Source organism: Brevundimonas sp. (assembly GCF_030682035.1).
Lineage (GTDB): Bacteria > Pseudomonadota > Alphaproteobacteria > Caulobacterales > Caulobacteraceae > Brevundimonas.
Window position 1 is genome coordinate 1 of sequence record NZ_JAUXQZ010000047.1, and the last position, 17,694, is coordinate 17,694.

General features: G+C 68.3%; 12 protein-coding genes, 2 tRNA genes and 1 pseudogene. 8 read left to right on the top strand and 7 right to left on the bottom strand.

Features of this window, described 5'->3' with window-relative positions:
• Both Q8K49_RS14315 and Q8K49_RS14320 read left to right on the top strand, forming a co-directional pair.
• Nucleotides 1-458 (top strand): annotated as a pseudogene (locus tag Q8K49_RS14315) (NAD regulator); the annotation flags it as partial.
• A gap of 85 nt (nucleotides 459-543) precedes the next feature.
• Nucleotides 544-633: transfer RNA gene (locus tag Q8K49_RS14320), tRNA-Ser, on the top strand.
• A gap of 42 nt (nucleotides 634-675) precedes the next feature.
• On the opposite strand, the gene Q8K49_RS14325 is transcribed toward Q8K49_RS14320, so the two are convergent.
• The gene (locus Q8K49_RS14325; RefSeq protein ID WP_305306771.1) at nucleotides 676-2,118 is read right to left on the bottom strand and encodes an aldehyde dehydrogenase family protein; all 1,443 of its coding nucleotides are present in this window, start codon (nucleotides 2,116-2,118) and stop codon (nucleotides 676-678) included.
• Nucleotides 2,119-2,241: 123 nt separating this feature from the next.
• Between Q8K49_RS14325 and Q8K49_RS14330 the strand changes: the two genes are divergently transcribed.
• The 5 genes from Q8K49_RS14330 to Q8K49_RS14350 all read left to right on the top strand — a co-directional run bounded on the left by Q8K49_RS14330 (nucleotide 2,242) and on the right by Q8K49_RS14350 (nucleotide 8,762).
• A complete protein-coding gene (locus Q8K49_RS14330) occupies nucleotides 2,242-5,883 on the top strand; it encodes a hydantoinase B/oxoprolinase family protein (RefSeq protein WP_305306772.1) in 3,642 nt (1,213 codons plus the stop codon).
• Nucleotides 5,884-5,925: 42 nt separating this feature from the next.
• Nucleotides 5,926-6,651, top strand: coding sequence for a DUF969 domain-containing protein (locus Q8K49_RS14335; protein WP_305306773.1), 726 nt, complete (start codon nucleotides 5,926-5,928; stop codon nucleotides 6,649-6,651).
• Nucleotides 6,648-7,613, top strand: coding sequence for a DUF979 domain-containing protein (locus tag Q8K49_RS14340; RefSeq protein WP_305306774.1), 966 nt, complete (start codon nucleotides 6,648-6,650; stop codon nucleotides 7,611-7,613). Before Q8K49_RS14335 ends, Q8K49_RS14340 begins: the two co-directional genes overlap by 4 nt.
• Nucleotides 7,614-7,615: 2 nt before the next feature.
• Complete coding sequence (locus tag Q8K49_RS14345) at nucleotides 7,616-8,647, top strand: DUF2891 domain-containing protein (protein ID WP_305306775.1); 1,032 nt, start codon at nucleotides 7,616-7,618, stop codon at nucleotides 8,645-8,647.
• Between the two features lie 39 nt (nucleotides 8,648-8,686).
• A tRNA-Thr gene (locus tag Q8K49_RS14350) sits at nucleotides 8,687-8,762 on the top strand.
• A 93-nt stretch (nucleotides 8,763-8,855) separates the two neighbouring features.
• On the opposite strand, the gene Q8K49_RS14355 is transcribed toward Q8K49_RS14350, so the two are convergent.
• The gene (locus tag Q8K49_RS14355; protein ID WP_305306776.1) at nucleotides 8,856-10,727 is read right to left on the bottom strand and encodes a ferrous iron transporter B; all 1,872 of its coding nucleotides are present in this window, start codon (nucleotides 10,725-10,727) and stop codon (nucleotides 8,856-8,858) included.
• Nucleotides 10,727-11,002: a FeoA family protein gene (locus Q8K49_RS14360; protein ID WP_305306777.1), complete on the bottom strand. Its 276-nt coding sequence runs from the start codon at nucleotides 11,000-11,002 to the stop codon at nucleotides 10,727-10,729. Before Q8K49_RS14360 ends, Q8K49_RS14355 begins: the two co-directional genes overlap by 1 nt.
• Before the next feature lie 150 nt (nucleotides 11,003-11,152).
• Between Q8K49_RS14360 and Q8K49_RS14365 the strand changes: the two genes are divergently transcribed.
• Nucleotides 11,153-11,644 (top strand): cytochrome c family protein, encoded by a 492-nt coding sequence (locus tag Q8K49_RS14365; protein ID WP_305306778.1) that lies wholly within the window; start codon nucleotides 11,153-11,155, stop codon nucleotides 11,642-11,644.
• Nucleotides 11,645-11,647: 3 nt separating this feature from the next.
• On the opposite strand, the gene Q8K49_RS14370 is transcribed toward Q8K49_RS14365, so the two are convergent.
• From Q8K49_RS14370 to Q8K49_RS14385, 4 genes are all read right to left on the bottom strand, one after another.
• Nucleotides 11,648-14,863, bottom strand: coding sequence for an efflux RND transporter permease subunit (locus Q8K49_RS14370; RefSeq protein ID WP_305306840.1), 3,216 nt, complete (start codon nucleotides 14,861-14,863; stop codon nucleotides 11,648-11,650).
• Complete coding sequence (locus Q8K49_RS14375; RefSeq protein WP_305306779.1) at nucleotides 14,863-16,017, bottom strand: efflux RND transporter periplasmic adaptor subunit; 1,155 nt, start codon at nucleotides 16,015-16,017, stop codon at nucleotides 14,863-14,865. The genes Q8K49_RS14370 and Q8K49_RS14375 overlap by 1 nt, the downstream gene beginning before the upstream one ends.
• A 122-nt stretch (nucleotides 16,018-16,139) precedes the next feature.
• Nucleotides 16,140-16,931 (bottom strand): hypothetical protein, encoded by a 792-nt coding sequence (locus Q8K49_RS14380; RefSeq protein ID WP_305306780.1) that lies wholly within the window; start codon nucleotides 16,929-16,931, stop codon nucleotides 16,140-16,142.
• A complete protein-coding gene (locus tag Q8K49_RS14385; protein WP_305306781.1) occupies nucleotides 16,928-17,692 on the bottom strand; it encodes a class II aldolase/adducin family protein in 765 nt (254 codons plus the stop codon). The genes Q8K49_RS14380 and Q8K49_RS14385 overlap by 4 nt, the downstream gene beginning before the upstream one ends.
• Between the last annotated feature and the right edge of the window lie 2 nt (nucleotides 17,693-17,694).

Genomic DNA, 17,694 nt, shown 5'->3' on the forward strand with positions numbered 1-17,694 from the left:
TGTTCGCCTCGGCCCCTTCCCATCGCTGGAATGAAGGCCGCGTCCTCGACCGCTATGAGTTGCTCTACGAGGCCGGACTGGTCGCGGAGGCCGCTCGCGACCAGGACCGACCGCCGCTCCGAACGGCACCCGGCCGCGCCATGGCCTCGGACCACCGCCGCATCCTTGCCACCGGCCTCGGCCGGTTGCGCAGCAAGCTGAAATATCGCCCGGTACTCTTCGACCTGATGCCCGCGACCTTCACCCTGTCCGACCTCCAGATCGCCGCCGAGGCCGTGACGGGCCTGTCGCTGCACAAACAGAATTTCCGCCGCGGCGTCGAACGCACCGGCCTGGTCGAGCCGACGGGCCGTCTCTCCGCCGCCACCGGTGGCCGCCCTGCCGAGCTTTTCCGCGTCATCGACGGCGACCTGGCGACCGGCGAGGCCCTTGGACTTCCCCTGCCCGCGCAGCGTTGAAGCGATTTCTGGACAGGCCGCTTGCGGCGCAGGCCGTCGCCCATTAGAGAAGCCGCTCGCTCGACCAAGCGTCCTACGGCACCGCGGAGAGGTGGCAGAGTGGTCGAATGTACCGCACTCGAAATGCGGCGTGCCTTTGCGGGCACCGTGGGTTCGAATCCCACCCTCTCCGCCATCGTCCTGCTGGGCAAGTACGGCCCGGCAAGCTCGTCTTTCCTCAGCCGGCAGAATAACTCGTCTTCGTCTGGGTGAAGAATTCCACCGCCGCGAATCCCTGCTCGCGGGCGCCGTAGCTGGACGATTTCGATCCGCCGAACGGGACATGATAGTCGACGCCGGCGGTCGGCAGATTGACCATGGTCATCCCCGCCCTGGCGCGACGCTGGAAATCGCGGGCGTATTTCAGCGAACTGGTGACGATGCCCGCCGACAGGCCGAACTCGACGCCGTTGGCGATCTCCAGGGCCTGTTCGTAGTCCTTGACGCGGATGGTCGAGGCGACGGGGCCGAACACTTCCTCATTGTTGATCCGCATTCCGGCGTTGGTGTCGGCGATCAGGGTCGGCTGGACGTACCAGCCCGGCTTCTCCATTTGCAATCTCTCGCCACCGGTGACCACCCGACCGCCCTCGCCCCGCGCCACCTCGATGTAGCGGTAGGAGGTCTCCATCTGATCCTCGGACACGGCGGGCCCCATCTGGGTGTCCGGGTCCAGCGCATCGCCGACACGCAGCGCGGCGACGCGTTCGGCCAGAACCGCGACGAAGCGGTCGTGGATCCCGTCCTGCACGATCAGCCGGCTGGAGGCCGTGCAGCGTTGGCCGGTGGCGAAGAAAGAGCCGTCGAGAGCAATCTGGACCGCCCGGTCAAGATCGGCGTCGTCGAGCACGATCAGGGGATTCTTGCCGCCCATCTCCAGCTGGACCCGGGCCTGACGCCGCACGGCGCCCGCCGCCACGCCCGCGCCGACGCCTTGCGAACCCGTGAAGCTCAGGCCGTCCACGTCGGGATGGTCGACAATCGCCTGTCCCACCCGACCGCGCCCGATGACGAGGTTCAGCACGCCCTTGGGCAGGCCCGCCTCATGCAGGATGGCGACCAGCGCCTCGGCCGTCGCGGGCGTCGGGCCGGCGGGTTTCATCACCACCGTATTGCCGAACGCAAGGGCCGGGGCGGCCTTCCAGGCCGGAATGGCGATGGGGAAATTCCACGGCGTGATCAGGCCATAGACGCCGACCGCCTGACGATAGGTCTGGATCTCCACGCCAGGCCGGACCGAGGCGAGGTTCTGGCCGTGAACCCTCAGGGCCTCGCCCGCGAAATATTTCAGCACCCGCCCGGCGCGGACGGTCTCGCCTATCCCCTCGGCCAGGGTCTTGCCCTCTTCGCGCGACAGCAGCCGGCCCAGCGCCTCGCGCCGCTCCATCACCAGTGTTCCGGCGCGATCGAGAATGTCCGAGCGCAGTTCGGGCGAGGCCTCGGACCACGCCGGGAAGGCCGCCTTGGCCGCCGCCACCGCCGCATTGACCTCAGCCTCGCCGCCGTCAGGGGTGCGGGCGACCACCTCGCGGGTATCCGATGGATTGAGGCTCTCGCCCGGACGCTCGGCCGCGACCGCTTCACCGTTGATCCAGTGGTTCAGTGCGATCGTGTCGGTCATTGTGCGTCCCCGGTCTGGTACGGTCGATCTAGCAACCGAAGACGCCTCGCGACAGGCCTCAGGTCCAACAGAGGCGGCGAAGTCTGCGATAAGCAGACGGGAATGAGCGAGTCGGAGCGGATCATGAGTGGCGCACAGACCGGAACGGCGGCGGGCTGGCGCTTCTGGATCGACCGGGGCGGCACCTTCACCGACATCGTCGCCCGCGCGCCGGACGGGTCTCTGCAGACCCGCAAGCTGCTGTCAGACAATCCGGAACAGTATGCCGACGCAGCGGTCGAAGGCGTTCGGCGAGTTCTGGACGTCCGAGGCGGCCCCCTCCCCATCGGGCTGGTCGCCGAAGTCCGCATGGGCACAACCGTGGCGACCAACGCCCTGCTGGAACGCAAGGGCGAGCCGGTAGCCTTGGCCATCACCCGCGGCTTCGGCGACGCCCTGCGCATCGGCTGGCAGAGCCGGCCCGACCTCTTCGCCCGCCATATCGTGCTGAACGACCAGCTCTATGACCGGGTCATCGAGATCGACGAACGGGTGCGGGCTGATGGCGGCGTCGACCGGACGCTGAATGAGCGCAAGGCGCGGTCGGATCTGACAGCGGCTCGCGCGGCCGGGTTCCGGGCCGTCGCCATCGTGCTGGTGCACGGCTGGCGCTTCAGCGACCACGAGCGGCGGCTGGCGGAGATCGCCCGCGAGATCGGCTTCGAGCAGATCTCGGTCAGCCACGAGGTGGGGGCGTTGATCAAGCTGATCGGGCGCGGCGACACCACGGTGGCGGACGCCTATCTGTCGCCGATCCTCAGGGCCTATGTGGACCGCGTCAGCGCCGATCTCGGTTCCTCAACCCGGCTGCTATTCATGCAGTCCAGCGGCGGACTGACGGCGGCCGAGGCTTTTCGCGGCAAGGACGCCATCCTCTCCGGACCGGCGGGCGGGGTGGTCGGCATGGCCGAGACCGCGCGGGCGGCGGCCTTCGACCGGGTCATCGGCTTCGACATGGGCGGCACCTCGACCGACGTTTCGCATTTCGCCGGCGACTATGAGCGGACCTCCGACGCCGTGGTGGCCGGGGTGCGACTGCGCGCGCCTATGCTCAGTATCCATACGGTGGCGGCCGGCGGCGGCTCGATCTGCCGGTTCGACGGATCGCGACTGAGGGTCGGGCCGCAGTCGGCGGGCGCCGTGCCCGGACCGGCGGCCTACCGCCGCGGCGGGCCGCTGACGGTCACCGACTGCAATGTCATGCTGGGCAAGCTGCGGCCCGACCAGTTCCCGGCGGTGTTCGGCCTCGACGGCGACGAGCCGCTCGACGCAGAGGCGGTGCGCGGCCGGTTCGAAGCGCTGGCTGCCGAGGTCACGCGCGCCACCGGCCGGACTGCCACGCCCGAGACCCTCGCCGAGGGCTTCATCACCATTGCGGTGCAGAACATGGCCGAGGCGATCAAGTCGGTCTCAATCCAGCGGGGCTATGACGTCACCCGCTATGTGCTCAACTGTTTCGGCGGGGCCGGCGGACAGCACGCCTGCCTCGTCGCCGACGCCCTCGGCATGACCCGCGTCATGCTGCATCCATTCGCAGGCGTCCTGTCAGCCTTCGGCATGGGTCTGGCCGAGGTCCGCGCCATCCGCCAGACCACCGTGGCGGCCCCGCTGGAGGCGGTCGGCGACACGGCCCTCGTCGCCCTGGTCGCCGATCTCGAGGCCCGGGCGCGCGGCGACCTGACGGCCCAGGGCTTCCCCGACTCCGCCCAGACCGCCCTGGTCCGTGCCGAGATCAAATTCGCCGGGTCGGACACGCCGCTTTCCGTGCCCTTTGACTCCGCAGACCGGATGCGCGCCGCCTTCGAGGCCCTGCACCGGCTGCGCTTCGGGTTCTTCGCCGAGGACAGGGCCCTGATGGTCGAAACGCTGGAGGTCGAGGCGGTCGCCGCCTCGGGCCAGACCCCGGCGACGGTCGTCGGCGGCCCATCGGGTCGGGTCCCGACCGCCGTCACGCGAGTCCCGGTACGCATGGCGGGCGCAGGCCATGATGCGCCCGTCTATCGCCGCAGCGACTTCGGACCCGAGGCCGCCGTCGATGGGCCAGCCATCATTCTGGAGGACACCGGCACCACCGTCGTCGAGCCGGGCTGGCGCGCCTCGGCTGACGCCGCCCTGAACCTGATCCTGGAGCGCACCACCCCCCTGCCCGCCCGGACCGCGATCGGAACGGACGACGATCCGATCATGCTCGAGGTTTTCAACAGCCGCTTCATGGCCTGCGCCGAACAGATGGGCGAGGCGCTGCGGGCCACGGCCTATTCGGTCAACATCAAGGAGCGGCTGGACTTCTCTTGCGCCATCTTCGACGCGACCGGCGCCCTGATCGCCAACGCCCCGCATATCCCCGTCCACCTCGGCTCGATGGGCGAGAGCATCCGCACCGTCATCGGCTCACGCGGCAGCGGCGCGGACGGCCGGGGCATGATCCGTGGCGACGTCTATATGCTGAACGCGCCCTACAATGGCGGCACCCACCTGCCCGACATCACCGTCATCATGCCGGTCTTCCTCGAAGACGACGAAACCCCCGGCTTCTTCGTCGCGGCGCGGGGCCACCACGCCGACGTTGGCGGGATCACCCCGGGATCAATGCCGCCCTCGTCGCGATCGGTCGAGGAGGAGGGCGTCCTGATCGATGACTTCCTGCTGATCGACGCGGGCCGGCTGAGGGATGCCGAAACCCGCGCCCTGTTCGCCTCTGGCCGGTATCCGTCGCGCAATGTCGATCAGAACATGGCCGACCTGAAGGCCCAGGTCGCCTCCTGCGCCCGCGGCGGCGGCGAACTGACACGCATGGTCGCCGAGTTCGGACGGCCGGTGGTCGCCGCCTATATGGGCCACGTCCAGGACAATGCCGAAGAAGCCGTGCGGCGGGCCATCGCGGCGCTGAAGCCGGGCTCGTTCGCGCTGGAGATGGACGACGGGGCGGTCATCCGTGTGCGGATCGACGTAGACCCGGCCGCCCGCAGCGCTGTGGTCGACTTCACCGGGACCAGCGGCCAGCGGCTCAACAACTTCAACGCCCCGCTGTCGATCACGCGGGCAGCAACCCTTTATGTCTTCCGCACGCTTGTGGACGACGCCATTCCGCTGAACGAGGGCTGTCTGAAGCCGATCCGGCTGATCGTGCCCGAACACTCGATGCTCAACCCCCGCTATCCCGCCGCGGTGGTGGCGGGCAATGTCGAGACCAGCCAGGCGGTGGTCGATTGCCTCTACGGAGCCCTTGGCGTGCTGGCCGCCAGCCAGGGAACCATGAACAATTTCACCTTCGGCGACGACGCCCGCCAGTACTATGAAACCATCGCCGGCGGCTCCGGCGCGGGACCCGGCTTCGGCGGCGCCTCTGCGGTTCAGACACACATGACCAACAGCCGGCTGACCGACCCGGAGGTCCTGGAGACCCGCTTTCCCGTCCTGCTGGAGGAATTCTCCATCCGCCGGGGCTCGGGCGGCGACGGCGCGAACCGGGGCGGAGACGGCGCCGTCCGGCGGGTGCGCTTTCTTGAACCCTTGACCGCGGCCATCCTGTCCAATCACAGGCGCACAGCGCCTTTCGGGGCGGCAGGCGGCAACGACGGGGCGATCGGCGTGAACCGGGTCGAACGGGCCGATGGCTCGGTCGAACAGTTGGGCGCAACGGCCGAGGTCGGTATGGCCGCGGGCGATGTCTTCGTCATCGAAACCCCCGGCGGCGGCGGCTTCGGCGCCAAAAAGGCTTCCTGAACCGGCCGTTCGGGGCAACCATCCGTGCAAGGGGAGAATCCGATGCTGGTGCTTCTGGGAATAGCGGTCGTGGTCGGGGGCTTCGTCGCCCGGATCAATCCGCTGCTGGTCATACTGATTGCCGCCATCGTCACCGGGGTGACGGCCGCGGTGGCGCCCGGCGTCGACCTCCGGGCGCTGGCGAAGGCCGGGGTCGATACGCTGGCGGCCTTCGGGGAGGCCTTCAACGACAACCGCTATTTCCACATCACATGGCTGATCCTGCCGGTCATTGGCCTGCTCGAGCGGGCCGGCCTGCAGGAGCGGGCGCGGATGCTGGTCGCCAAGGTCAAGGCGGCCACCGCCGGGCGGCTGCTGCTTACCTATCTGCTGGTGCGCCAGGCGACTTCGGCGCTGGGCCTGACCTCTCTGGGCGGACATCCGCAGATGGTCCGGCCGCTGGTCGCGCCGATGGCCGAAGGCGCAGCGGAGATCCAGGCGGGCGGCGACCTGCCCGACAAGGTCCGCTTCCGCATCCGCGGCATGGCCGCCGCCACCGACAACATCGGCCTGTTCTTCGGCGAGGACATCTTCATCGCCATCGGCTCGATCGTCCTGATGGTCGGCTTCCTCGAACAGGCGGGGATCATCGTCGAGCCGCTGCAGATGTCGGTCTGGGCCATTCCAACGGCCATCGCGGCCTTCGCCGTCCACGGGGTCCGGCTGCTGCTGTTCGACCGCGAGATAAGCCGCGACCTCGCCGCGCGTGACGCGGAGGCGGGCCAATGATCACACTTGAGCACGCCTATATCCTCGTCGGGCTGATGTTCCTGGCCTTCGCCATCCTGACCCTGCGCGACGCTGAACACCCGACCCGTATCCGCAGCGCCGTCTTCTGGGGCCTGATCGCCGTCTCGATGTTGTTCGGCTCGTGGCTGGGCGGTCTCGGCAATGGTCTACTGGTGCTGGCGCTCGTCGCCGTCGGCGGGTTGAAGAAGCTGGGGGTCGGTCATCCGTCCGGGACCACGCTGGAGGAACGGCGCGAGAGCGCGGCCCGCCGGCGCGACGCCCTGTTCATTCCGGCCCTGATCGTGCCCCTGATCGCCGTCGGCGGCACGCTGGCGGCCAAGCACACCAGCTTCGGCGCCTGGCTGATCTCCCCGACCCAGACCACCTTGATCGCCCTCGGCCTCGGCTGTGTCGTCGCCCTCGCCGTCGCCATGGTCTGGCTGCGTCCGCCAGTCATGGCCCCGGTACAGGAAGGGCGGCGGTTGATGGATTCGATCGGCTGGGCGGCCCTGCTGCCGCAGATGCTGGCCTCGCTGGGCGCCGTCTTTCTCGCCGCGGATGTCGGCGGCGTGGTCGGAGAACTCGTCACCCAAGCTGTGCCGATGAGTTCGCCGCTCCTGGCCGTGGCGGCCTACTGTCTGGGCATGGCCCTGTTCACCATCATCATGGGCAACGCCTTCGCCGCCTTCCCCGTGATGACCGCCGCCATTGGCCTGCCCTTCGTGGTCGGCCAGTTCGGGGGTGATCCCGCCATCGTCTGCGCCATCGGCATGCTGGCCGGCTTCTGCGGCACGCTGATGACGCCGATGGCGGCCAATTTCAACGTGGTGCCGGCCAATCTTCTGGAACTTCCGGATCGCAACCTGCCCCTGAACGGCGTCATTCGCGCCCAGCTCCCCACGGCCCTGATCCTGCTCGGCGTCAATATGGCGCTGATGTACTTCCTGGCCTTCCGGTTCTGAGTATGACCCACCGCCTGGACGCCGCCACCGCCTCTCGCTTCGCCGCCGCCGCCCTCGGCCATGTGACCCGCGAATATCCGAACAAGATGGACCACGTCCTCGCAGGGCCAGCGGATGTCCAGGGCCCGCGCGCCCTGCACCCGATCTTCTTCGGCAGCTTCGACTGGCATTCATGCGTGCACGGCTGGTGGACGCTGTTCACCCTCCTGCGGCTTTATCCGGACATGCCCGAGGCCGGGCGCATCCGGACGCTTGCGGACGAGATGTTCACGCCGCAGAACGTCACTGCCGAAACCGTCTATCTGGACCGCCCCGGCAGCAGGGGCTTCGAGCGGCCCTACGGCTGGGCATGGCTGTTGATGCTGGCGGCGGAGCTGGAGCGGCACGGCGACGGCCACGCCGGGACCTTGCGCCCCCTGACGCTGGCCTTCGCCAAACGGTTCACCGACTTCCTGCCGCTGGCGGATTATCCGGTCCGGGTCGGCACCCACTACAACACCGCATTCGCCCTGAGGCTGGCGCTCGACTACGCCGAGGCTGTGGGAGACGCCGACCTCGCGGCCCTGTGCCGGGACCGCGCACTGTGCTGGCATTCGACCGATCGCGACTGTCAGGCTTGGGAACCGTCGCAGGATGAGTTCCTGTCGCCGGCCCTGATGGAGGCCGTGCTGATGCGGCGGGTGATGGCTCCGTCAGCGTTCGCCGAATGGTTCGACGCATTCCTGCCACGCCTCGAACGACCCGAACCCGCGACCCTGTTCCTGCCGGTCGACGTCAGCGACCGGTCCGACGGCAAGATCGCGCATCTGGACGGGCTGAACCTGAGCCGGGCCTGGTGTTGGCGGGAAATCGCTTCAGCGCTGGCCGCCGACGATCCTGGACAGACCATCGCCCTCCAGGCGGCGGAGCGTCACCTCGACGCCGCCCTGCCCCACGTCACTGGCGACTATATGGGCGAGCACTGGCTGGCCAGTTTCGCCCTGTTGGCCCTGCTCGCGGCGAATGACCGTGTCCAGACCACGACTTGCGCCTGAGGCTCCGCGCCAGCATAAGGGCCGCCCGTCGAGACGGCGGCCGGCTTAGCTCAGTTGGTAGAGCGCCAGTTTTGTAAACTGGATGTCGCGGGTTCGATTCCTGCAGCCGGCACCATCCTGTCTTCGCCCCAAGGGGCTTCGCAGGATAATTCCGAGCGGATGGGGCGAAGCAGGATGCCCTGCGAAGCTTCAGCGAAGCAGGGCGCTCCTACCCCCCGCCCAGCGCCACCGCGATCCGATAGGTCACGAAGGCCGCCAGATACGCCAGGCCGAACATGTAGGCGACCATGACCCACATCCATTTCCACGAGTTCAGCTCACGCTTGACCACACCCAGAGTGGCCACGCATTGGGGGGCAAAGACGTACCAGGCGAGGAAGGCCAAGCCCGTCGCCAGCGACCACTGTGCCGCCAGGGTCGCGCCCAGCAGGCTGGTGGCGCTTTCCGGATCGGCGACCGCATAGACCGTGCCGAGGGCCGCGACGGCGACCTCGCGGGCGGCCATGCCCGGCACAAGGGCGATGACCATCTGCCAGTTGAAGCCGATGGGGGCGAAGATCGGCTCCAGCGAATGGCCGATCATACCGGCGAAGCTGTAGTCGATCGCCGGCTGGGTCGCGCCGTCGGGGGGATAGGGGAAGGTCGCCAGCGCCCAGACGATGACCATCAGCGGCAGGATGATCCGCCCGGCTCGCTCCAGGAAGATGCGGGCCCGGAGCCAGAGATTGAACAACACGCTCTTCAAATCCGGAGTCTTGTAGGCCGGAAGCTCCATCATGAAGGGCTCGACCGCGCCCCTCCAGAACACCTTGCGGATGACGAAGGACACGGCAAGGGCGCTGATGATGCCGGCGGCGTAGAGGCCGAACATCACCAGACCCTGCAGGTTGGCGAAGCCCCAGACGGTCTGGTTCGGAATGAAGGCGGCGATGATCAGGGTGTAGACCGGGATGCGCGCCGAACAGGTCATCAGCGGAGCCACCATGATGGTGGTCAGCCGGTCCCGTTTGCTGTCGATCACCCGCGCCGCCATCACGCCGGGAATGGCGCAGGCGAAACTGCTGAGCAGGGGAATGAAAGCCCGCCCGTGCAGGCCGGCGCCGCCCATGATCCGGTCCATCAGGAAGGCGGCCCGGGCCATGTAGCCGAAGTCCTCAAGCATGATGATGAACAGGAACAGGATCAGGATCTGCGGCAGGAAGACCAGCACGCTGCCGACGCCGGAGATCACGCCATCGACGATCAGGCTCTGCCAGATGCCATTGGGCATGACCGCCGCCACCCAGCCGCCCAGCATGGCCAGGGTCGCTTCGATGCCGTCCATCAGCGGCGTGGCCCAGGTGAAGACGGCCTGGAACATCACGAACAGCAGCGCTCCCAGGATCAGCAGCCCGGCGACCGGATGCAACAAGACGGAATCGATCCTGCCGGTCAGGGTGTCGGGCCGTTCCGGCGGATGGACGCAGGCCTTCATGATCCGCTCCGCCTCACGCGCCGCGCCGCGCAGGGCGTCGGCGTCCGGCACCGTCCAGGCGCTTTCCGTCGAGGGCGGCAGAGCGTTGGCGGCGACTACGATCGCGGCGATCAGCTCGTCGATGCCGCGCTTTCGCGTCGCTGTCGTCGGCATGACCGGCAGTCCCAGCTCGGACGACAGCCGTTCGAGGTCGATGCGCAGGCCCTGACGCTGGGCGATGTCATACATGTTGAGCGCCAGCACCATCGGCCGCCCCACCGCCTTGAGCTCGAGCACCAGGCGCAGCACCAGCCGCAGGTTGGTCGCATCGGCCACCGCGACGATCACGTCCGGCGTCTCCTCCCCGGCCAGCCGGCCCAGCACCGCGTCGCGGGTGACCTCCTCGTCAGGGCTGCGGGCGCGCAGGGAATAGGTGCCGGGCAAGTCCAGCACCGCCATGGTCCACCCGTCCTGCGAGCGGATCAGGCCTTCCTTCCGCTCCACGGTGACGCCCGCATAGTTGGCGACCTTCTGGTGGGCGCCGGTGAGGGCGTTGAACAGAGCCGTCTTGCCACTGTTCGGATTGCCGACGAGCGCGACCCGCGCGCTGCGTACCGCCCTGTCCATCAAGCCGCCGCCGAATCGAGGCGAACGGTCAGGCTGCCAGCTTCGTGACGGCGCAGCGCCACGCGCATGTCATCGACCTTGAGTGCGATGGGGTCACGACCGAACAGGCCCTCGTACAGAAGCTCGATGCGCGCGCCCTCGACAAAACCCAATTCCAGAAGGCGACGCTCCAGCTCGAGCGCATGGCCGTCGTCATGATGGCAGTGATCCCCGACCTTGACGATGACGCCGCGCGCGCCCTTGCGGGCCTGGCTGAGTTTCAGGGTGTCGGACATCGGACTCATGGATCATCGGCGCGGTTGTCCGCGTCTGTTGACACTGATTATCAGGTGCGACTGGCTTTCGTCCAGCCCGTCCTCTCGCCCTAGCCGGTTGCTCGCCGTCAGGGTTGGGCTATCACGGGCGCACGCCACCGGAGACCGCCGATGCACCGCCCTGCCCTGATCGCCCTCGTCGCGCTCGCGCTGACCGGCTGCGGCCAAGGCCAGGGTGAGGACGCGAGCGCGCCCGCCGCCCCGGTCCGGCCCGCGCCGTCGGCCGCAGAAAAAGCCGCGCTGTTGGCCACCCTGCCGGCGCCCTTTAGCGCGGCCGATCTGGACAACGGCCGCCGCGCCTTCGCCCGCTGCCGCTCGTGCCACACCATCACCGAGGGCGGGCCCAACATGACCGGACCCAATCTCTACGGCGTGTTCGGGCGTCAGGCAGGCGTCCATCCCGGCTTCAACTATTCGGCGGCGATGCAGGAGGCGGACTTCGTCTGGGACGCCGGTCGGCTGGATGACTGGCTTGAGAATCCCCGCACCTTCCTGAAGGGCACGAAGATGAGCTTCGCCGGCATCCCCGACGCCACAGATCGCCGCGACGTCATCGCCTTTCTGAAGATCGAGACCGGCTACACTCCGCCGCCGCAGCCCTGACGCCTATTCCGCCGCTGCAGGGACCGGGTCGTTGGCCGTGGTCTCCTGGGCTTCCCACTCTTTGATCTTGCGAGCGGTGTATTCGGGCGACCTGGTGAAGCGCGCCAGCGCACCATAGATCACCGGCACCACGAACAGGGTCAGCAGGGTCGCGAACATGGCCCCCGAGAAGATCACCACACCGATGGTCTGGCGGCTGCCCGCGCCCGCGCCCTGCCACAGCACCAGCGGCAAGGCACCGAAGGCGGTGGCGATCGAGGTCATGATGATGGGGCGAAGCCGCAGTGTCGCCGATTCGATGATCGCCTCCTGGATCGACCGCCCCTGATCACGCAGCTGGTTGGCGAACTCAACGATCAGGATGCCGTTCTTGGCCGCCACGCCGATCAGGATGATCAGGCCGATCTGGCTGTAGATGTTGAGGCTGGAACCCGCCATGACCAGGCCGAACAGGCCGCCGGCGGCGGCCAGCGGCACAGTCAGCATGATGACTGCGGGCGTGATCCAGCTTTCGAACTGAGCCGCCAGCACCAGGAAGACCAGTAGCAAGGCCAGGCCGAAGGCCGCGGCGACTGCCCCGCCTGCCTCCTGTTGATCCCGCGCCGCGCCGCCCCACTGGGTGGTGACGACACCCTGCGGCTGTTCCCGTGCGATGCGGGTCATGAACTCGGTCGCATCCACCAGGGTCGTGCCGGGGTTGAGGTCCGCCGAGATCGAAATGGCCCGTTGGCGATCCAGTCGCCGGCGGTCCGGCGTATCGCCGGAGGTCTCGGTGGTGACCACCGCCGACAAGGGCACCAGTTGCCCCGAGCCCGTTGCAACGTATAGAGCCTCCAGGTCGGCGACACTGCGGCGCGCGGCGCGTTCGGTCTGCAGGATGACGTCATACTCCTGACCACCGCGCAGATAGGTGGTGGCGCGCCGCGAGCCAAACATCGTCTCCAGTGTCCGGCCGATGGCCTGTGACGAAACACCGAGGGCCGCCGCCTTCTCGGGATCGACTTCCACCAGCAGGCGCGGGGCGTTCGGCTCATAGTTCAGGCGCGGTCGTGAGAATCCGGGGTTCTCCAGCGACGCGGCCAGCACCGGCTGCAGCCAGTTGTAGATGTCCTCGTATTCAGCGCCCGTCACGACCATCTCGATGGAGTTGGAGTTGCCGCCACCGCGCTGGAAGGCGCCTGGGACCGAAGCGTTGACCTGGGCATCGGTCTGGCCGCGCAGCTTGCCGTTCAGTTCCTGGGCGATCTCGTCCGCCGAACGATCGCGTTCAGACCAGTCGCTGAGGATCAGGCTGCCGCTGCCCGAGTTGAAGCCGCTGCCGCCGAAGCCGGGCGCGGAGATCAGGAAACTGTTCGCCTCGCCGCTGGCCTTGTACCCGGCGAGGAGCGGCTCGATCCCCATCATGATGTTGCGGGTGTAGTCGAAGCCCGCGCCTTCCGGCCCCTGGACCCGGATCTGCACCCGGCCGCGATCTTCCGCCGGCACCAGTTCATTGGGCAGGGTCAGGAACATGGCCGCTGCCCCGCCGGCGACGGCGAGGATCAGCACCGATACGCCGACGACGGCGATCCGCTTGCCCAGCAGGGCCTGAAGCGAATTCCGGTACGAGTTGCGCAGCGCCTCCATGGCGCGATCGACCTTGCGGGCGACCCATCCGCTGCTGCTTGCGGGCCGCAGGATGCGCGATGCCAGCATGGGAGAGAGCGTAAGCGCCAGAAAGGCCGAGAACGCCACGGCGGCCGCGATCGCAGCCGCCAGTTCCACAAACAGTCGGCCGACATAGCCAGGCAGGAACAACAGGGGGGCGAACACAGCCAACAGCACCACGGTCGTCGCCACAACGGCGAAGAACACCTGCCGCGCGCCGCGTTCGGCCGCGACCAGCGGCGGTTCGCCGTGATCGAGACGGCGCTGGATGTTCTCGGTCACCACGATGGCGTCATCGACCACCAGACCGATGGCCAGCACCATCGCCAGCAGGGTCAACAGATTCAGGGAGAAGCCCAGAGGGGCCAGAATGATGAAGGTCGACAGAAGGCAGATCGGAGCCACGATCGAGGGAATAAACGCCGCCCGCATACTGCCCAGGAAGATGAAATTCACCAGGGCCACCAGGGCCAGCGAGATGCCTATGGTGATCCAGACTTCATCGATGGCGTGGGCTGTGAAGACGGAGTTGTCCAATCCGACGACCAGTTCGGTCCCCTCCGGCAGGCTGGGCCGCACCTGCTCAAGCATCGCCCCCACGCCTTCAGAGATGGCCAGGTCGTTGGACTGGGCCTGACGGGTGACGGCCAGGCCGATCTGGTCCTGCCCGTTGCCGCGGAACAGCCGGCGGTCCTCAGCCGGCGCCTCGACGACACGCGCGATGTCCCCCAGCCGGGTGACATAGCCGGACTGTCCCTGGATGGCGCTGGACGCGCCGCTGGGCAGAGCGGTGGCGCCGCCAGTCAGGGCGGCGGCGGCTGTTCCCGAGCCGCGGATGCCGATGGGCAGCTGGCGGAAGTCCTCGGCCCTCGCATAGGTGCGCGCGACCCGGACGGTATAGTCCTTCTGTCCCGACTCCAGCTGCCCGGCGGGGAGTTCCACATTCTGCGCGGTCAGCGCGGATTCGACGTCGGTGACGGTCAGACCCCGGGCGGCGAGCGCGGCGGCGTCCAGCCAGATGCGCATGGCGTAGCGCTGCTCGCCGTAGATCTGCACCTGGGCCACGCCCGGCACGGTCGCCAGCCGGTCAATCAGATAGCGGTCGGCGTAGTCGGTCAGCTCCAGCCGGTTCATCGCCGTCGAGCGGAGGAACAGGATCATAATGGGCTGGCTGTCGGAGTCTGCCTTGGACACTTCCGGTGGCTGGGCCTGATCCGGAAGGCGACCGACGACGCGTGACACGCGATCACGCACATCGTTGGCGGCGTCATCGATGTTGCGGTCCAGCGAGAATTCGATGGAGACGTTCGAGCGGCCGTCGCGGCTGGAGGAGCTGATCCGCTCGACGCCCTGGATTCCCGCGATCTGTTGTTCGACCGGCTCGGTGATCCGGCTCTCGATGACTTCGGCCGAAGCCCCGGCGTAGCTGGTGCTGACCGAAACGATCGGCGGGTCTACATCGGGTAGTTCCCGCACCGGCAGGAAGAAGAAGGCGGCCGCGCCGATAACGCAAAGAACGATGGCCGCGACCGCCGCAAATACCGGTCGACGGACAGCGAGATCGGACAGCATCATTGGGCGGCGCCCCGCGCTGGAGCCGCCGCCCCGGCGGGGCGACGTCCGCCCTGCCCCCCGCCCCGCCCGGCCACCCGAACGGGCGCTCCGGGCTGGATGCGGTTCAGGCCCGAACCGACGATGCGATCACCGACGTTCAGTCCGGACAGGATTTCGACGAACCCGCCTTCGACCGAACCGGTCTCGACCTCGACCCGTTGGGCGGTCGAGCCGCGGTCGCCACGCGCGATGCGATAGACGAAGGCCCCGTCGCCCTCATACTGGACGGCCGCTTCCGGGGCCGCGGGCGCGGTACGCTGGCCCTGCTGGACGGCGACCCGCACGGCCATGCCGGGCCGGATGCGGGCGCCCGGGTTCGGAATTTCGGCGCGGGCGGTGACCGCCCGGGTCTGTTCGTTGATGCGGGTGTCGATCAGGGCGATCCGCCCCCCGAAGGCCTCATCGCCATAGGCGTCGATCGTCGCCCGGATCGGCGTCCCCGCGCGCAGCACCCCCAAGTAGCGTTCCGGCACGGGGAAATCGACCCGAACGACGTCGATGTCGTCCAGGGTCGTGATGACGCCGCCCGGATTGACCAGGGTGCCGGCCGTCACGGAGCTGAGCCCCAGGACGCCCGCGAACGGGGCGCGGATCAGGCGGTCGCCCCGCCGGGCCTGGGCTGCCGTCAAGGAGGCCCGCGCCGTCGCCAGCGCCGTTTCAGCGTCCTCGGCGGTCACCCGCGGCGCGATGCCCCGGTCCGCCAGTGTCTTGTAGCGATCAAACTGGCGCTGGGCCTGGGCGACCTGGGCCCGTGCCTCGATGATGCCGGCGTCTTCCTCACGCGCCTGAAGTTCGACCAAAGGCGTTCCCGCCGAGACCCTCTGGCCGTCCGTGAACAGGACGCGGGTGATCAGCTCGCTGGTCGAGGAGGTGATGTTGACCGACCGGCGGCCCCGCGCCACCCCCAGCACCCGAATCTCATCGGTGAAGGACCGTGCGCCGATGACCGCTTCGGAGACCGTCTGACCGCGCCCGCCGCCGGGGCCGCCCCGTCCGCCCGGACCGCCGCCCGCCTTCTCCTCGCCGGCGAAGGCCATTCTCAGGACGACGGCCACGATCATCAGACCCAGCAGGACGGCGGCGGCGACGAGGAAGAAGTGGCGTTTGATCACGCGGAGGCTCTCTGGTGAATGAACGAGCCGGCTGAGCGGCCCACGCCGTCGGCGCAACTAAAGTCCTTGTAACGGAAGCTGTTCCGGTTTCCGTCGCCAAAACGCGCGCCTCAATGCCGCGCTCAGAACCGCCGCCAGAGGGCGATGACCGGGCCGCCGCTTTCGGGGATCTCGCGGCCCGCGACGGCCTGCCGCCAGCCTGCCTGGAGACTCCAGTCGCCGAAGTCGCGAACAACCGATGCCTCGACGGACAGCCAGCGCGGCCCGTCATCGTCGGCTTGCCCGGCGAAAGCCTGGGCCAGCACCATCCAGTCCTCGGTAAGGTGCGCTCCCGCGGTGGCGTCGATCCGGGTCTCGTCCGGCAGCCCCTCCCGCATCCGCCGCGCGGCCTGTAGATCGATGAAGGAGCCGCTGGGACCCCAGCGGCCCAATCCACCGGACGATGGGCCGCCGAACGAGCGACCGAAGGAGGCCCGCACCTCCCAGTCGCTGTCGCCGAGGCCGGGAGCCGCGTAGCCGGCGTTGCGCCCCTCTCCGCCGTCGGCATAGCCGGCGTACAGGCTGGCTGCCGCGCGCCCGTCGCGCCACACCTGCCAGGTCACGCCGATCTCAATCGGTCCCCGCCCCTCGTACTCGACAAAGGCATCCTCGCCCGACTGCCAGTCGCCCTTGAATTGAACGGTCAGCCGGTCGGTCACGCCATACTCAGCGAACACCCCGGCGACCATGTCGCGGCGTTCGGCCGGCAGGTCGGCGAGCAAGCCGTCTGGATCAAAGCCACGGTCGGCCCGCATATCCTCGTATTTGACGATCCATTGCCCTTGCCCCCTCGGCTGGGTCCAGGGGCCGGCGACGGCGGGCCCGGCGACCGCTCCCAAGGCCATCGCGGCCAGAAGTCCGCCGGCCAGTCTCACACGTCGTAGCCCGGTGATTTCCGGTCGAGCATCCGCAGGGCGCCCGGCCAGGCCAGGGAGGAGATAAAGCCGATACCCCTGCCCTGCTCCTTCGTTTCCGCCTGGGCTGTGTCCGGCGCGAACAGCACATGCTCACGCCCTCCCGACAAGGCCGCCACCTGCTGGGCGCATGCCCGCTCAAGGAAGAACATCCCGATCCAGGCCTGGGCCGCGGTCTGACCCACCGCCAGGGTCCCGTGGTTGCGCAGCAGCATCAGCGGCTTGTCGCCCAGATCGGCTACCAGCCGTTCGCGCTCGTCGTGGTTCAGCGCCAGCCCCTCATAGCCGTGATAGGCGACCTGATGCTGAAGCAGGCAGGCGTTCTGGCCGATGGGCAGCAGGCCTTCGGTCTGCGCCGCCACGCCGACACCGGCCACAGTGTGCAGGTGGATGACGAAATGGGCGTCTTCACGCGCAGCGTGGATCGCCGAATGGATGGTAAATCCCGCCGGATTGATGAAGCTGGTCGTCTCCTGGACGACATTTCCCTCCAGATCGACCTTGACGAGGCAGGACGCCGTCATCTCCTCGAAATACCAGCCGTAGGGGTTGATCAGGAAATGATGCTCTGGTCCCGGCACGCGCGCCGAGATGTGGGTGAAGATCATATCGTCCCACCCTTGCAGCGCCACGAGGCGGTACAGCGCCGCCAACTCGACGCGTGCGGTCCATTCCGTCTCGGACACCCTGGATTTCAGGGAAACAGCGGCGCCGTCGGCCATGA

Bases quoted from the DNA above. Each gene is read 5' to 3' on its own strand.
- Q8K49_RS14340 (WP_305306774.1), top strand. From the start codon at position 6,648: ATGATCACACTTGAGCACGCCTATATCCTCGTCGGGCTGATGTTCCTG.
- Q8K49_RS14330 (WP_305306772.1), top strand. From the start codon at position 2,242: ATGAGTGGCGCACAGACCGGAACGGCGGCGGGCTGGCGCTTCTGGATC.
- Q8K49_RS14335 (WP_305306773.1), top strand. From the start codon at position 5,926: ATGCTGGTGCTTCTGGGAATAGCGGTCGTGGTCGGGGGCTTCGTCGCC.
- Q8K49_RS14360 (WP_305306777.1), bottom strand. From the start codon at position 11,002: ATGTCCGACACCCTGAAACTCAGCCAGGCCCGCAAGGGCGCGCGCGGC.
- Q8K49_RS14385 (WP_305306781.1), bottom strand. From the start codon at position 17,692: ATGGCCGACGGCGCCGCTGTTTCCCTGAAATCCAGGGTGTCCGAGACG.
- Q8K49_RS14365 (WP_305306778.1), top strand. From the start codon at position 11,153: ATGCACCGCCCTGCCCTGATCGCCCTCGTCGCGCTCGCGCTGACCGGC.
- Q8K49_RS14355 (WP_305306776.1), bottom strand. From the start codon at position 10,727: ATGGACAGGGCGGTACGCAGCGCGCGGGTCGCGCTCGTCGGCAATCCG.
- Q8K49_RS14325 (WP_305306771.1), bottom strand. From the start codon at position 2,118: ATGACCGACACGATCGCACTGAACCACTGGATCAACGGTGAAGCGGTC.
- Q8K49_RS14345 (WP_305306775.1), top strand. From the start codon at position 7,616: ATGACCCACCGCCTGGACGCCGCCACCGCCTCTCGCTTCGCCGCCGCC.
- Q8K49_RS14370 (WP_305306840.1), bottom strand. From the start codon at position 14,863: ATGCTGTCCGATCTCGCTGTCCGTCGACCGGTATTTGCGGCGGTCGCG.